General features: G+C 66.8%; 15 protein-coding genes. 7 read left to right on the top strand and 8 right to left on the bottom strand.

The window, feature by feature from the left end; all coding sequences use genetic code 11:
- A complete protein-coding gene (locus AC07XP_RS06090) occupies nt 1-1671 on the top strand; it encodes a discoidin domain-containing protein (RefSeq protein ID WP_495264110.1) in 1671 nt (556 codons plus the stop codon).
- A 55-nt stretch (nt 1672-1726) separates the two neighbouring features.
- Here AC07XP_RS06090 and AC07XP_RS06095 read toward each other — a convergent pair whose 3' ends face one another.
- Both AC07XP_RS06095 and murB read right to left on the bottom strand, forming a co-directional pair.
- A complete protein-coding gene (locus tag AC07XP_RS06095) occupies nt 1727-2560 on the bottom strand; it encodes a glycine-rich domain-containing protein (protein WP_495264111.1) in 834 nt (277 codons plus the stop codon).
- Nucleotides 2561-2591: 31 nt separating this feature from the next.
- Nucleotides 2592-3644, bottom strand: coding sequence for a UDP-N-acetylmuramate dehydrogenase (gene murB / locus AC07XP_RS06100; protein ID WP_095746331.1), 1053 nt, complete (start codon nt 3642-3644; stop codon nt 2592-2594).
- A 43-nt stretch (nt 3645-3687) separates the two neighbouring features.
- Between murB and AC07XP_RS06105 the strand changes: the two genes are divergently transcribed.
- Together AC07XP_RS06105 and AC07XP_RS06110 are read left to right on the top strand one after the other, a co-directional pair.
- Nucleotides 3688-4173: a YajQ family cyclic di-GMP-binding protein gene (locus AC07XP_RS06105; RefSeq protein WP_095746332.1), complete on the top strand. Its 486-nt coding sequence runs from the start codon at nt 3688-3690 to the stop codon at nt 4171-4173.
- Between the two features lie 7 nt (nt 4174-4180).
- Nucleotides 4181-4825, top strand: a complete 645-nt coding sequence (locus AC07XP_RS06110; protein WP_495264112.1) for a retropepsin-like aspartic protease family protein — start codon at nt 4181-4183, stop codon at nt 4823-4825.
- A gap of 19 nt (nt 4826-4844) precedes the next feature.
- On the opposite strand, the gene AC07XP_RS06115 is transcribed toward AC07XP_RS06110, so the two are convergent.
- The 4 genes from AC07XP_RS06115 to AC07XP_RS06130 all read right to left on the bottom strand — a co-directional run bounded on the left by AC07XP_RS06115 (nt 4845) and on the right by AC07XP_RS06130 (nt 7477).
- Entirely contained in the window at nt 4845-5198 is a 354-nt protein-coding gene (locus tag AC07XP_RS06115) for a RidA family protein (protein ID WP_070062404.1), read from the bottom strand.
- A gap of 7 nt (nt 5199-5205) precedes the next feature.
- A complete protein-coding gene (gene plsY / locus AC07XP_RS06120) occupies nt 5206-5841 on the bottom strand; it encodes a glycerol-3-phosphate 1-O-acyltransferase PlsY (protein WP_062469978.1) in 636 nt (211 codons plus the stop codon).
- 73 nt (nt 5842-5914) lie between these two features.
- The gene (gene ybaK, locus AC07XP_RS06125) at nt 5915-6406 is read right to left on the bottom strand and encodes a Cys-tRNA(Pro) deacylase (protein WP_139702042.1); all 492 of its coding nucleotides are present in this window, start codon (nt 6404-6406) and stop codon (nt 5915-5917) included.
- 9 nt (nt 6407-6415) lie between these two features.
- Nucleotides 6416-7477: an aldo/keto reductase gene (locus tag AC07XP_RS06130; protein ID WP_495264113.1), complete on the bottom strand. Its 1062-nt coding sequence runs from the start codon at nt 7475-7477 to the stop codon at nt 6416-6418.
- 118 nt (nt 7478-7595) lie between these two features.
- On the opposite strand from AC07XP_RS06130, the gene AC07XP_RS06135 reads away from it, so the two are divergent.
- Nucleotides 7596-8522 (top strand): alpha/beta fold hydrolase, encoded by a 927-nt coding sequence (locus tag AC07XP_RS06135; protein ID WP_495264114.1) that lies wholly within the window; start codon nt 7596-7598, stop codon nt 8520-8522.
- Between the two features lie 263 nt (nt 8523-8785).
- On the opposite strand, the gene AC07XP_RS06140 is transcribed toward AC07XP_RS06135, so the two are convergent.
- Complete coding sequence (locus tag AC07XP_RS06140; RefSeq protein ID WP_495264115.1) at nt 8786-9487, bottom strand: aspartate/glutamate racemase family protein; 702 nt, start codon at nt 9485-9487, stop codon at nt 8786-8788.
- A gap of 132 nt (nt 9488-9619) precedes the next feature.
- Here AC07XP_RS06140 and AC07XP_RS06145 point away from each other — a divergent pair, with 132 nt between their 5' ends.
- Together AC07XP_RS06145 and AC07XP_RS06150 are read left to right on the top strand one after the other, a co-directional pair.
- Nucleotides 9620-10453 (top strand): MetQ/NlpA family ABC transporter substrate-binding protein, encoded by an 834-nt coding sequence (locus tag AC07XP_RS06145; RefSeq protein WP_495264116.1) that lies wholly within the window; start codon nt 9620-9622, stop codon nt 10451-10453.
- Nucleotides 10450-11805 carry an LLM class flavin-dependent oxidoreductase gene (locus AC07XP_RS06150; protein ID WP_495264117.1) on the top strand — a complete coding sequence of 452 codons (1356 nt, stop codon included), beginning with the start codon at nt 10450-10452 and terminating at the stop codon, nt 11803-11805. The genes AC07XP_RS06145 and AC07XP_RS06150 overlap by 4 nt, the downstream gene beginning before the upstream one ends.
- 155 nt (nt 11806-11960) lie before the next feature.
- Here the strand turns inward: AC07XP_RS06150 and AC07XP_RS06155 are convergent, their stop codons facing one another.
- On the bottom strand, nt 11961-12863 hold the full coding sequence (locus AC07XP_RS06155) for a LysR family transcriptional regulator (RefSeq protein WP_159273302.1): 903 nt from the start codon (nt 12861-12863) through the stop codon (nt 11961-11963).
- Between the two features lie 111 nt (nt 12864-12974).
- Between AC07XP_RS06155 and gcl the strand changes: the two genes are divergently transcribed.
- A complete protein-coding gene (gene gcl / locus AC07XP_RS06160) occupies nt 12975-14768 on the top strand; it encodes a glyoxylate carboligase (protein WP_159273301.1) in 1794 nt (597 codons plus the stop codon).
- Nucleotides 14769-14783: the final 15 nt, after the last annotated feature.

A 14783-nucleotide genomic window follows, 5' to 3' on the forward strand; every position in this document is an offset into this window, starting at 1 on the left:
ATGAATCGATCATGTCAACTGATCCTCGCCGCATTCGCACTGTTTTTTTTGCTTTTGAATCCGGTGCATTCGGCGGACTATCCAACCATGACCGCCAACAGTTCGAGTCAGCTATGGCCTGTCGCGGCAGCCTATGATGGCAACGGCTCTACCGTCTGGAGCAGCAATACCCATTCGTCTCCTGCGGTCAGCGAGGCGATCGCTTTCTGGTGGTCCGGGTTTCAAAGCGTCAATTATGTAAAGCTGCTGCCGCGCTATTCGGCTGCCTGTACTGCACTCGGGTTTCCGGTCGATTTCAAAATCTATTATTCCAACGGAACAAGCTGGGTGGAGATTGGCAATTATGTCAACTACCCACGACCCAGTCGATGCGACTGGATTGTCATTCCGATTCCCACCGTCAATCAGGCAGACGGAATCCACATTGTCGCCAGCAAACTGGGAGCCGATGACCTAGGAAGTTCAGTTTTTCAACTGGCCGAAGTCAAGGCCGGAAGCGACACCGGTTTCAATCAACTCTCGTTTGGAGGCAACAACGCACCCGCCTTGCCGAACAAGACGCAGATAGCAGGCATCCAGCCCAACGCGTTCAACCCCAATCGGCTTGGCAACTGGAACTACGACGAACGAGGTTCGTCGATGATTGCACCCAACCCGGGCCTCTACCGGAATATCTACTCCCCTCAGGCGGTCCAATTGAGCGGATCCGTCTGGCGGATCTACTTTCACGGCTGGGACGGCGTCTCCCCTCCACTCTACGATCGCATCTACACCACCGTCTCTTTCGACGATTTCCTCAGCTTCGACGCACACTATATGCAGATCGATCACGGCACCTGCCTGAATGTGGGAAATGAGTCAGTAGTACGAGTCGCTCCGGGAGATTGGCGCATGACTTATACATGCATGCGGTCCGACAATCTCAACAAGACCGGCTATGCCACTTCAGGCGACGGAGCAAATTGGCATCCAACTACAGGAGGCTCCAGCATGATCAATGTCACGGGCTATCCGAACTGGACGGCCGGTGATTACAACGGTGTGAATCCCATCATCAAGGATGCCAATTCGGTTTGGCATTACTACTTCATGGAGTCGAGCACCAATCCTGGCGTGGAGCACGCCACGAGCACCGACGGCGTGAACTTCGCTTATGTCAATCGCGCCCAGCAGGAGCCGATGCGAGCATTGAACGATGTCAAAGCTTTTTCGTACGGCGGCACGACCCACTATCTGTCGTGCTATCACATGGGGCATTCCGATTTGTGGATGTCCACCAGCACGAGCCTGAGCAATCTCGGCCCTACCCGGGTTGCCTTCAGCAGCTACAGCAACGAAGACAAGATGATGATCACATGCGGCTGGGTGCAGGATGGCGCACGCGTGTACGGGATGTTGTACGGCGCATGTGCCGCGGATTGCGATCCTGCGGCGCCTAGTCGAAATCGCCTGTTTGCCCGTTGGCTTCAGAAGAAGGTGGTCTTCCAGAACAATTACGTGACCTGGGATGTGAGCACCGGATTCGGAATGAAAAACTCCCGGCTGGCCATGAGCAACAAGATTGAGACCGGAATTTTCAAGATTTACGACACCGACGGCCAGACGCTGCTGTACACCAGCCCGCTTGTCACGGTGCGTGAGGGCGATCTGTGGAACTACAACGGACCGTAAGGCGATCTTTCTCGTCCGTCTCTGTCATGCGGCGGCTTGCTGGCGCGCTGTGAGATCAGTCGCCGCCACCGCCGCATCCGCCCCCGCAGCCTCCACCGCCATCGCTGCCCGAAGAGGATGAATCGCCAGAGGATCCGCCATCGCTCGATTCGCTGCCGCCGAAGCCCCCGGCATCGCCCGAACTGCCGCCATCGGACGACGAATCGCCGAAGCTCGTGCCGCAGTGCGCGTCGGAGCCGATTTCGCGCTCGACCGCCCGGCAATCGGGGATGTAGTGGAACCCGCCCGCGATCGCGAACTTGATGTCCAGCGCAAACAGCAGCGGCAGCCGCGCCGGCTTGCGCGGGTCGATGCTCTCTTCCTTGCAGCCCCAGTACCAGGTGCGGCGCAGGCCGTCGTTGCGCCGCGCATCCTTGCCCAGCACCTCGGCCGGGCTGTGGTGCAGCATGCCGCCGAAGGCCGCCTGGCACCAGGTCTGGTAGGCCTGCGTGTGCAGGATGAACTCGTGCCAGGCCGTGTCGACCACCCGCGAAGGCATGGCCACGAACTTCCGGTCGCTGCGCAGGTGCGCCATGAAGAACTGCCGCAGCCCGCGCAGCACCAGCTCGGCGTCGCGCGGGCTCAGTTGCGGGTGCGCAGCGCGCAGCTTGCCGATGAGGAACGGCGGCAGCCGGGCCTCGCGGATGAACTGGCGGCGCATGCTCTTCTCGACCCAGGCGAGCGTCGCTACGAAGGCAAAGCCGGCGAACAGCACGAAGGCCACCGACCCGGCCCCGTTGTGCCACCCGAAGAGCAGCCAGGCGATGCCGCCCACGACGGTGAGCCGCTGGGCCCACAGGGCAACCGCGATGCGGCGTCGGAAGTTCAGGTGAAGAAAGTCGAGCTCCATGCGCGCGGCGGTGTGCGGGGTGTCGGCGGGGTCAGACCACCACGGGTTCCGGCTCCAGCCGGATGCCGAAGCGTTCGTACACGCTGGTCTGGATCGCCTTGGCCAGCGTCATCACCTCGCCGCCCGTCACCGGGTTGGCCGAGCCGCCCCGGTTAACCAGCACCAGCGCCTGCTTTTCGTACACGCCGGCGTTGCCCACCGACTTGCCCTTCCAGCCGCAGGCGTCGATGAGCCAGCCGGCCGCGAGCTTGATGCTGCCGTCGTCCATCGGGTAGTGAACGATCTTGGGGTCGCGCGCAATGATGTCGGCGCACTGTTCGGGCGTGACCGTCGGGTTCTTGAAGAAGCTGCCGGCGTTGCCCAGCACGCGCCAATCGGGCAGCTTGGCGCGGCGGATGGCGCAGATCCACTCGAAGATGTCGACCGCGCTCGGCGTGAAGTTGGCGGTTTCTTCCATCTTGCGCTCGAGGTCGAGGTAGCCGACCACCGGCTTCCAGGGCTTGGGCAGCCGGAAGCGCACCCGCGTGATGACCGCGCGGCCCGCCAGGCCGAAATCGTTCGGGCCGCTGCGCACGTGCTTGAAGACCGAGTCGCGGTAGCCGAAGGCGCACTGCGCCGCGTCGAGCGTGAAGGCGCGGCCGGTTTCGAGGTCGAAGGCGTCGAGCGAGTCGAAGCGGTCCTGCAGCTCGACGCCATAGGCGCCGATGTTCTGCACCGGCGCGCCGCCCACGGTGCCGGGAATGAGCGCCAGGTTTTCCAGCCCCGGGTAGCCGCTGCGCACCATCCATTCGACGGTGTCGTGCCAGGTTTCGCCGGCGCCGGCCTCGACGATCCAGGCACGCGGCGTCTCTTCGACCAGCCGGCGACCTTTGATTTCGACCTTCAGCACCAGTGGCTTGACGTCGCCCGTGAGCACGATGTTGCTGCCGCCGCCGAGCACGAAACGGGGTTCGTCGCGCCAGGCCGGATCGGCGTGCAGCGCGGCCAGGTCGGCCTCGCTGGTGATGCGCGCCAGGTGCTGCGCGCGCGCGACGATGCCGAAGCTGTTGTAGGGCTGCAGCGGGACATTGGACTCCACGATCATGGGAGAATTGTCGCATTCAGTCCCCGTGCGTCCAGGAGAGCCTATGCCGTCTTTCGATACCGTCTGCGAGCCCAATCTGCCCGAAGTGAAGAATGCGGTCGAAAACACCGCCAAGGAAATCGGCACGCGCTTCGATTTCAAGGGCACCGCCGCCGCCGTCGAGCTCAAGGACAAGGAGATCACCATGATCGGCGACGCCGAGTTCCAGCTCGTGCAGGTCGAAGACATCCTTCGCAACAAACTCACCAAGCGCAACGTCGACGTGCGTTTTCTCGACAAGGGCGACGTCCAGAAGATGGGCGGCGACAAGGTCAAGCAGGTCATCAAGATCAAGAACGGCATCGAGAGCGAGCAGGCCAAGAAGATCACCCGCATCGTCAAGGACAGCAAGCTCAAGGTGCAGGCCGCGATCCAGGGCGACGCCGTGCGCATCACCGGCGCCAAGCGCGACGACCTGCAGGCCGCCATGGCCCTCATCAAGAAGGACGTGCCCGACATGCCGCTGTCCTTCAACAATTTCCGCGACTGACCCGCGCATGAAGGCGCTCCTCGTCGCGGCGCTGTGGGCGGCCGCGGCCATGGCGGCGCACGCCGCCGACTCGGTCACGCTGACCGGCTCCATCGGCAGCCGCGCCATCCTCATCGTGAACGGCGCGCCGCCCAAGACGGTGGCGGTCGGGGAGACCTTCCAGGGCGTCAAGCTGGTGTCGCTGCAGGCCGACCAGGCGGTGGTCGAATCGGCGGGCAAGCGCTTCTCACTGCGCATGGATTCGCCCGTGAGCATCGGCCGGGGCGGCATTGCCGGCAACGGTGGCAACCGCATCGTGCTGCAAGCCGACAGCCGGGGCCACTACATGACGCAAGGCCAGATCAACGGCCGCGCCGTCACCTTCATGCTCGACACGGGCGCGACCACCATCGCGCTGTCGGCGGTCGATGCCCAGCGCATCGGGCTCGACTACAGCAAGGGGCAGCCGGTGCAGATGCGCACGGCCAACGGCAACGCTGCGGGCTACAGGCTGCGGCTGCAGAGCGTGCGCGTGGGCGACGTCGAGGTCTACGACATCGACGCCATCGTCTCGCAGCAACCCATGCCCTTCGTCTTGCTGGGCAACAGCTTTCTCAACCGCTTCTCGATGCGGCGCGATGCCGACGAGATGATTCTCGAGAAGCGGTACTGAGACCGCTCCCGATCCGGCCTCAGGCCTGCGCGGCCGTGACGACGATCTCGATCTTGTAGGCCGCATTGGCCATCTTGGCCTCCACGGTCGCGCGCGGCGGCGTGTTGCCGGCCGGAATCCACGCGTCCCACACCTCGTTCATGGCGCCGATGTCGCCGATGTCGGCCAGGAAGATCTGCGTCATGAGGATGCGCGACTTGTCGCTGCCGGCCTCGGCCAGCAGGCGGTCGACCATGCCGAGCACCTGCGCGGTCTGGCCGCGGATGTCCTGCGTGGTGTCGTCGGGCACCTGGCCCGCGAGGTAGATGGTGCCGTTGTGCACCGCGGTCTCGGACAGACGCGGGCCGACGTGGAAGCGGGTGATGGATGCCATGGTGAGTTCAAGCCTTTTTCTTCGAGCCGAGTTTCGACTCCGTGCCGGCCGCGAGCCGGCGGATGTTTTCGCGGTGCCGCCAGATCAGCAGCAGACTCATGATGATGATCGCAATCAGCACCGTGCGGTCGAGTGGCCACGCAATGTTGCCACCCAGCAGGTAGTAGGCCGGCGCAAAGAACGCCGCCACCAGCGACGACAGCGACGAATAGCGGAAGAAGATCGCGATGATCAGCCAGGTCGCGCCCGTGGCCAGCCCCAGCCAGGGTGCGATGCCCACCAGCACGCCGGCCGCCGTGGCCACGCCCTTGCCGCCCTGGAAGCCGAAGAACACCGGGTACAGGTGGCCCAGGAAGGCCGCCAGGCCCGCCAGCGCCGCCACGCCCTCGCCCAGCCCCCACTGCGCGCCGAACTGGCGGATCAGGAACACCGGCAGCCAGCCCTTCGCTGCATCGAGCAGCAAGGTGGCCAGCGCGGCGCCCTTGTTGCCCGAACGCAGCACGTTGGTGGCGCCGGGGTTGCCGCTGCCGTAGCTGCGCGGGTCGGCCATGCCGAGCGACTTGCTCACGATGACCGCAAACGACAGCGAACCGATCAGGTACGACGCCACGATGGCAAGGAGGGAAGGCAGATCGAAACTCAAGGCGGTCTCCGGGGAACGGATTGTTGTTGTGCGCCGCCGGCCTGCATGCCCGGCGGGAAAAGGCAAACGCCGGCTATTCTGCCAGCGCGCACTGCACGGGCTTGGCGCCCAGCAGCGTCACGCACACCTGCGGATCGATGCCCACGAGGTAGCCGCGCCGCCCGCCGTTGATCGCGATCTTCGGCAGTTCGAGCACGCTCGACTCGATGTAGACCGGCATCTCGCGCCGCGTGCCGAAGGGCGAGGTGCCGCCCACCATGTAGCCGCTGTGGCGCTGCGCCACCTCGGGCTTGCAGGGCTCGACCGACTTGGCGCCGATCTGCCGCGCGAGGTTCTTGGTCGACACCGTGCGGTTGCCGTGCATCAGCACGATCAGCGGTTTGGCGTCCTGGTCCTGCATCACCAGCGTTTTGACCACGGTGAACGGGTCGAAGCCCAGCACCTGCGCGCTGTGCTGGGCGCCGCCGTGCTCCTGGTACTCGTAGGGGTGCTCGGTGAAGGCGACCTTGTTCGCCCGCAGCAGCTGGGTGGCGGGCGTCTCGGAAACGTGGGCTTTCTTGCTCACTTGCTCAGGTCAGGCGGCGGGGTCGCGAATGTCCAGGCGGATCTTGTCGATCTCGGCCAGCACCTCGGCCGACAGCGTCGTGCCGTAGGCGTCCAGGTCTTCGTCGAGCTGCGCCACCGAGGTCACGCCGATGATCGTGCTCGCCACCTGCCACTTGGTGTAGCAGAAGGCCAGCGCGAGCTGCGTCGGGCTCAGGCCGTGGTCGCGCGCCAGCTGGTTGTAGCGTCGCGCCGCGCGCAGCGCGTCGGGCTTGCCCCAGCGCTGCTTGCGCACCGACTCGTAGCTCGAGATGCGCGCGCCCTTGGGCGCGTCGGGGCCCTCGATGCCGCTCTGGTCGTATTTGCCCGTCAGCAGGCCGAAGGCCAGCGGCGAGTACGCCAGCAGCGACACGCCGAGCCGGTGCATGGTCTCGTCGAGCGCGTTCTCGTGCGCGCGGCTCACCAGGTTGTAGACGTTCTGCACCGACACCACGCGCGGCAGCCCGTGCTGCTCGGCCAGCCGCACGAACTCGTGCACGCCGTAGGGCGTCTCGTTCGACAGGCCGATGGTGCGCACCTTGCCCGCCTTCACCAGCTTGCCCAGCGCTTCGAGCTGGTCGTGGATCGGCGTCTGCGAGGTTTCCTTCTCGGGGTTGTAGTGGATGTTGCCGAACACCGGCACGTGGCGCTCGGGCCAGTGGATCTGGTACAGGTCGATCACGTCGGTCTGCAGGCGGCGCAGGCTGCCGTGGCACGAGGCCTCGATGTCGGCCGCCGTCATGCCCGTGCCTTCGCGCACCCAGGGCATGCCGCGCGAGGGGCCGGCCACCTTGGTCGCCAGCGTGATCTTCTGGCGCGTGCCGGGGTTGGCCGCAAACCAGTGGCCGATGATGGTTTCGGTCGCGCCGCAGGTTTCCTTGCGCGCCGGCACCGCGTACATCTCGGCCGTGTCGATGAAGTCGACGCCGCGCTCGAGCGAACGGTTCAGGACGGCGTGGGCGGTGGGCTCGTCGACCTGCTCGCCGAAAGTCATGGTGCCGAGGCAGATCGGGGTGACGTGGAGGTCGCTCTGACCGAGTGGAATCTTTTTCATGCGCGGAATGCTAGCGCGCCCGCGCGGCAGGCGCTGCCCCGGCCCCGAGAAACCGAGCGCCGCCCTGTCCTGTGGCGGACTGCGCGCGACGCGGCCTCTCCGTATCATCGAGCGCCATATGTACCAAGCCCTCCGCCCCTCGCGCAGCGAATTCGTGCCCGTGCGCAACCTCAACTACCACGTCCGCCTCTGGGGGCAACCGTCGAGCGAGCGCCCGCCGCTGGTGCTGGTGCACGGCTGGATGGACGTGGCGGCCTCCTGGCAGTTCGTGGTCGATGCGCTGAAGGACGACCGCTTCATCATCGCCCCCGACTGGCGCGGCTTCGGCCTCACCGACGGCGGCGGCGTCGACAACTACTGGCTGCCCGACTACCTGGCCGACCTCGAATGGCTGCTCGACCACTACGCCGGCGAGGGCGACGATGCCCGCCCGGTCGACCTCGTCGGCCACAGCATGGGCGGCAACGTCGCCATGCACTACGCGGGCGTGCGCCCGGCGCGCATCCGCCGCCTTGCCAACCTCGAAGGCTTCGGCATGCCCGCGCGCCAGCCCGCCGAGGCGCCCGCGCGCTACGGCCAGTGGATCGACGAGCTCAAGGGCCTGCACCGCGGCGAGAAGGCGCTCGCGGGCTATTCGGCGGTGGACGGCGTGGCGCGCCGCCTCATGAAGACCAACCCGCGCCTCACGCAGGACAAGGCCGACTGGCTGGCCGGCCACTGGTCGGCGCCGCAGGCCCAGCCCGACGGCAGCGCGCGCTGGCAGATCCTCGGCGAGGCCGCGCACAAGATCGTCAACGCCAACATCTTCCGCGTCGACGAAGCCCTCGCGCTCTATGCGCGCATCACCGCGCCGACGCTGATGGTCGAGGCCTCGGACGACAGCCTGCACGGCTGGTGGAAGGCGCGCTACACACTCGCCGAATTCCATGAGCGGCTGAAGTCCGTGCCCTCGGTGCGCATCGAGCAACTCGACGACGCGGGCCACATGCTGCACCACGACCAGCCGCAGCGCGTGGCGCAGCTGATCGAGGACTTCCTGGCCTAGGGCCTGTTCACCCTATTTCTGGCGTCGCGAAGGTCTGCCACGGCGGGCCAATCAAGGCGCGTGACGCCGCGTGTGCATGCGCACACGCAAGGAGCGCAACGCCGAGTGGCCCGCCGTGGCAGACCTTCCCTTCGGGTTGGCTGGCAAAGGGGCCGTCTGCGGCGTTGCCCGCGCTTGCAAGGCTTCAGCCTTGCTGCGCACGGGCGCCTTGCAGCCAGCCCCTTTGCCAGCCAACGCGACGCCAGAAATAGGGTGAACAGGCCCTAGTCGGCCTTCTGCGTGGCGCGGCGCAAGGCCGCGCGCGCCAGCAGCCGCGTCGAATCCAGCGTCGGCAGCGGCGAGTTCGCATCGCTCATGATCAACGGGATCTCGGTACAGCCGAGCACGACCGCGTCACAGCCCTCCTCGTCCTTCAGGCGCTGCATCACGCGCTGGAAGGTAGCCACGGCCTCGGGCCTGAAGATGCCGCAGACCAGCTCGTCCATGATGATCCGGCCGATCTCGGCGCGCTCTTCGATCGTGGGTCGCACGTATTCCAGGCCGCGCGCCGAAAGCTTCTCGGGATACACCTCGCTGTCGGTCAGCCAGCGCGTGCCCGTGATGCCGATGCGGCGAAAGCCCCGGCGCACGGCCTCGTCGGCCACCACCTCGGCGATGTGCAGCCAGGGCCGCGGCGAACGCAGCGCCACGTGGTCGAAGGCCTGGTGGATGGTGTTGTCGGGGCAGATCAGGAAATCCGCGCCCGCCGCGGCGAGCTTGTGCGCGGAGCCGAGCATCAACTCGCCCACGCCCGCCAGGTCGCCCGCGTCCAGGCAGCGCGTGTACTCCGCGAGCGAAGGCGTGTGCATCGACACCTCGGGGTGCGCGTGCGGGCCGAGCAGCGCTGCGCCCTCGATGCAGATGGTCTTGTAGCAAAGGGCCGCGCCTTCGGCGGAGCAGCCGACGATTCCGATGTGCAGGGTCATGGGGCGCATCCTACAAAAGCCGGCGCGGTTTATCCGGCCTGCGGATATGCAAGCGCGCAAATCTTCGTTCGCGGCGCGCGGCGTGCGTCCTAGAGTGCCCGACTCCCCTTGCCGTCTCCCGGAGTTGTCGCCATGCCTTCCCTTTCGCGCACGCCCTCGTGGCTGCGCCGCCTTGCCCCGCTGTCCGGCGGACTCGCACTGAGCCTGCTGCTGCTTTCTCCCGCCCGCGCGGACGACCTGCGCGTCGGCTTCATGCCGGGCCCCTACCGCGACGCCTTCACCCACGGCATCGAGCCCCAGTTGAAGAAGCTGGGCTACAGCATCAAGTACGTCGAGTTCAGCCAGGGCGTGCAGCCCAACGACGCGGTGGAGCGCGGGCAGATCGACGCCAACATCTTCCAGCACTCGCTGTACCTGAACGCCACCAACAAGCAGCAGGGCTTCGACCTCGTGCCCGTGGTGCATGTGCCGACGCCGCCCATGGGCCTGTATTCGCGCCGCCACAAGACGCTCGACGCCGTGCCCGACGGCGCCACCGTCACGCTGCCCGCCGACCCGGTGAATGCGGCGCGCGCGCTCAACATCCTCGCGGCCATCGGCTGGGTCACGCTCAAGCCGGGCGTGAGCCCGCTGAGCGTGTCGGAGCGCGACATCGCGAGCAATCCCAAGCGCCTGAAGATCGTGCCGCTGGACGCCGCGCAGGCGCCGCGCTCGCTGGCCGATGCCGACCTCGCGGCCGTGCAGGGCAACTTCGCCGTGGCCTCGGGCCTGAAGCTCACCGAGGCGCTGAAGCTCGAAGACATGACGCTGCCCTACGTCAACGTGGTGGCCGTCAAGCGCAGCAACGAGCACGCGAAGTTCGCGAAGGACATCGCCACCGCCTACCAGTCGCCCGAGTTCCAGAAGTTCTTCAAGGCCAACCCCGTGTGGGCGGGCTACCGGCTGCCGGACTATTTCAGCCAATGAGCAATCACAACAACTCCACGCCGCGCAGGCAGCTGCACCTCAACGTCAACATCCTGCACTCGGGCTTCGTGCCTTCGGCCTGGCGCCTGCCCGAGAGCGACCCGTGGGCCTTCGCCGACATCCAGCACTACATCCGCACCGCGCAGATCGCCGAGGCGGCCAAGCTCGATGCCGTGTTCCTGGCCGACAACGCGGCCATCGTCGACCAGATCCACTTCCGCCCGATCACCGCGCTGGAGCCCACCATCCTGCTGGCCTGCGTGGCCGCCGCGACCACGCACATCGGCCTCATCGCCACCGCTTCCACCAGCTACAACGAGCCCTACAACCTCGCACGCCGCTTCGCCACGCTCGACCACGTGAGCGCCGGCCGTGCCGGCTGGAACATGGTGACCACGGCCGACCTGCCCTCGGCGCGCAACTTCGGCCTGGACACCACGCCCGACCACGCCAAGCGCTACGCCCGCGCCTCCGAGTTCGCCGACATCGTCAAGGCGCTGTGGGACAGCTGGGAAGACGACGCCTTCGTCGGCGACAAGGCCGCCGGCCGCTTCATCGACCCCGCCAAGGTGCACGCCCTCGCGCACCGCGGCGAGCACTTCGCGGTGCAGGGCCCGCTCAACCTGCCGCGCCCGCCGCAGGGCCACCCCGTGCTGGTGCAGGCCGGCGCCTCGGCCGACGGGCGCGAGCTCGCATCGCGCCACGCCGAAGCCGTGTTCTCCGCCTCGCAATCCTTCGAAGAATCGCAAGCCTACGCACGCGCCCTCAAGACCCGCGCCGCCGAGCTGGGCCGCGGCCCCGACGCGGTGAAGGTGCTGGCCGGCCTCACCACCATCGTCGGCGCCACCGAAGCGCAGGCGCTTCGCCGCCGCGACGCGCTGGTCGACCTGATCCCCTGGGACTACAGCCTCACGCGCCTGGCCGGCACGCTGGGCATCACGCCCGACCGCCTGAAGCTCGACGAGCGCCTGCCCGACGACCTGCCGCTGCCCGGCAATGGCAACGGCAACCACACCTTCTTCAACGCCGTGGTCGCGGCCGGGCGCACGCACGGCTACACGGTGCGCCAGCTGATCCGCGAACTCGCGGGCGGCGGCGGGCACCGCGTGATCGTCGGCACGCCCGAGCAGATCGCCGACGACATCGAACGCTGGTTCAAGGGCGGCGCGGCCGATGGTTTCAACCTGATGCCAGACGCGCTGCCGCATGGGCTGCAGGACTTCGTGGATGGCGTGGTGCCGATCCTGCAGAAGCGAGGCCTCTTTCGCACGGAATACGAGGGGCGCACGTTGCGCGATCACCTGGGGCTGGCCCGACCCGCAGGGCGGGCGGCACAACGGCTTGCAGCCTGAAGGCAGCCGCTCACACAGCGCGAACACCCACAGCGTGCCCTGTGCCCAGGACACTGGGTGCTTCCCGCAGCGAAATCAAGGAGGAGGCCGCAGGCCGGGGGACATTCGCGGAGGGAAGTACCCGGTGGCCTGGGCACGCGCCCTGAACAGCCGGCTCAGGCCTCCCACCACCCTTCGTCGAAGCGCCCCTGCAGAAACGCCACGAACCCCGACACCTTCCCAGGCACCAACTTCGGTGAGGGAAACACCGCGTGGATCTCCTGCTCAGGCAACGCATGATCCCCCAGTACGGCGTTCACCTTGCCAGCAGCCAGCGACTCACTCGCCACATAGCGCGGCATCAACGCGATCCCCAACCCATCACGCGCCGCAGCCAGCACAGCCGACAGGTTGTTCGACCGGAAGCGCCCCGACACCGGCACCGTCACCGGCTCCCCGCGCGGCGTGTGCATGCGCCAGAACTCATCGCCCACCACGCTGCTGTAGATCAGCGCCACATGCGCGCTCAGGTCCTGCGCACGCTTGGGCGTGCCGTGCTTCTTCAGGTACGCCGGTGACGCCACCATGACCCACGGATTCGCGCCCAGGTAGCGCGCCCCCAGTGACGAATCGGCCAGCTTGCCCATGCGGATCGCCACGTCGATGCCCTGCGCGATGAGGTCGACATAGCGATCCTCGAAGCTCAGGTCCAGCTGCACCTGCGGATGCCGGCGCATGTACTCCAGCGCCAGCGGCACCACCACGCGCCGCCCGAAGGCCACCGACGTGCCCACGCGCAAGAGCCCCTGCGCCTGGTTCTGGCGCAGCTGCACGATGCTGTCGGCCTCCTCGGCGTCGCGCACGATGGTCTTGCACTTCTCGTAGTACAGCGCACCCGGCTCCGTGAGGCTCACGCCGCGCGTGTTGCGGTTGAGCAGCCGCACCTTCAGGCGCGCCTCCGTGGCCGCGACCTGCTTGGTCACGGTGGGTTGCGTGGTGTTGAACTCGCGCGCCGCCTTCGAGAAGCTCCCCGTCTCGACGACCCGCACGAACATTTCCATTGCCAGTAGACGGTCCATGGCCGGATGGTAGCCAGTTATTCCACCACGGAATAGGTTTTATGGCCCCCAGCCGTCTTCTTGGAATGCGCCCCGCTTCCTACAGTGAGGCCACCTCAAGGAGACTTTCAAATGGCAAAGATGACAGCGGTCCAGGCCGCAGTTCTGGTGATGGAAAAAGAAGGCGTGACGCAGGCCTTCGGCGTGCCGGGCGCGGCGATCAACCCGCTGTACTCGGCCCTGCGCCAGCGCGGCAGCATCTCGCACATCCTCGCGCGCCACGTCGAGGGCGCCTCGCACATGGCCGAGGGCTACACCCGCGCCGTGGCCGGCAACATCGGCGTGTGCATCGGCACCTCGGGCCCGGCGGGCACCGACATGATCACGGGCCTGTACTCGGCCTGGGCCGATTCCATTCCCATTCTCTGCATCACCGGCCAGGCACCGCGCGCCCGCCTGTACAAGGAAGACTTCCAGGCGGTCGACATCGAGTCGATCTCCAAGCCCGTCACCAAGTGGTCGGTCACCGTGCGCGAACCCGGCCAGGTGCCGCAGGTGTTCCAGCAGGCCTTCCACCTCATGCGCTCGGGCCGCCCGGGCCCCGTGCTCATCGACCTGCCCTTCGACGTGCAGATGGCGCAGATCGAGTTCGACATCGACGCCTACGAGCCCCTCAAGCCCTACAAGCCGGCCGCCACGCGCGCCCAGATCGAGAAGGCCATCGGCATGATGCAGGCGGCCGAGCGCCCGCTGATCGTGGCTGGCGGCGGCATCATCAACGCCGACGCGTCCGAGCTGCTCGTGCGCTTTGCCGAAGCCACCGGCGTGCCGGTGATCCCCACGCTCATGGGCTGGGGCGCCATTCCCGACGACCACCCGCTCATGGCCGGCATGTGCGGCCTGCAGACCAGTCACCGCTACGGCAACGCCACCGTGCTCGCTTCGGACTTCGTGCTGGGCATCGGCAACCGCTGGGCCAACCGCCACACCGGTTCGGTCGACGTCTACACCAAGGGCCGCACCTTCGTGCACGTGGACATCGAGCCCACGCAGATCGGCCGCGTGTTCACGCCCGACTTCGGCATCGTCTCCGACGCCAAGGCCGCGCTCGAGCTCTTCGTCGAAGTGGCCGAGGAAATGAAGGCCGCCGGCAAGCTCACCGACCGTGGCGCCTGGGCCGGCGAATGCCGCGAGCGCAAGAAGACCTTGCTGCGCAAGACCAACTTCGACACCGTGCCGATGAAGCCGCAGCGCGTGTACCAGTGCATGAACAACCACCTGGAGCGCGACACCTGCTACGTGAGCACCATCGGCCTGTCGCAGATCGCGGCCGCGCAGTTCCTGCACGTGTACAACCCGCGCCACTGGATCAACTGCGGCCAGGCCGGCCCGCTGGGCTGGACCATTCCCGCCGCGCTGGGCGTGCGCGCCGCCGACCCGACGCGCAAGATCGTCGCGCTCTCGGGCGACTACGACTTCCAGTTCATGATCGAAGAGCTGGCCGTGGGCGCGCAGTTCAAGCTGCCCTACCTGCACATCGTGGTCAACAACTCCTACCTCGGCCTGATCCGCCAGTCGCAGCGCGGCTTCGAGATGGACTACTGCGTGCAGCTGGCCTTCGACAACATCAACGCACCGGCCGACGCCGGCATCGAAGGCAGCTACGGCGTCGATCACCTCAAGGTGGTCGAGGGCCTGGGCTGCAAGGCGATCCGCGTGCACAAGCAGGAAGAGATGGCGCCCGCCATCGCCCGCGCCGAGGCGCTCATGGCCGAGTTCCAGGTGCCGGTCGTCATCGAGGTGATGCTCGAGCGCGTGACCAACATCGCGATGGGCACCGAGATCGACGCCATCAACGAATTCGAACCGCTGGCCGAAAGCACGGCCGACGCACCGACCGCCCTCGCGGTGGCGATGCTGGACTGACCGAGGAGACAAGAG

This window comes from Variovorax sp. GW531-E2, from assembly GCF_059423125.1.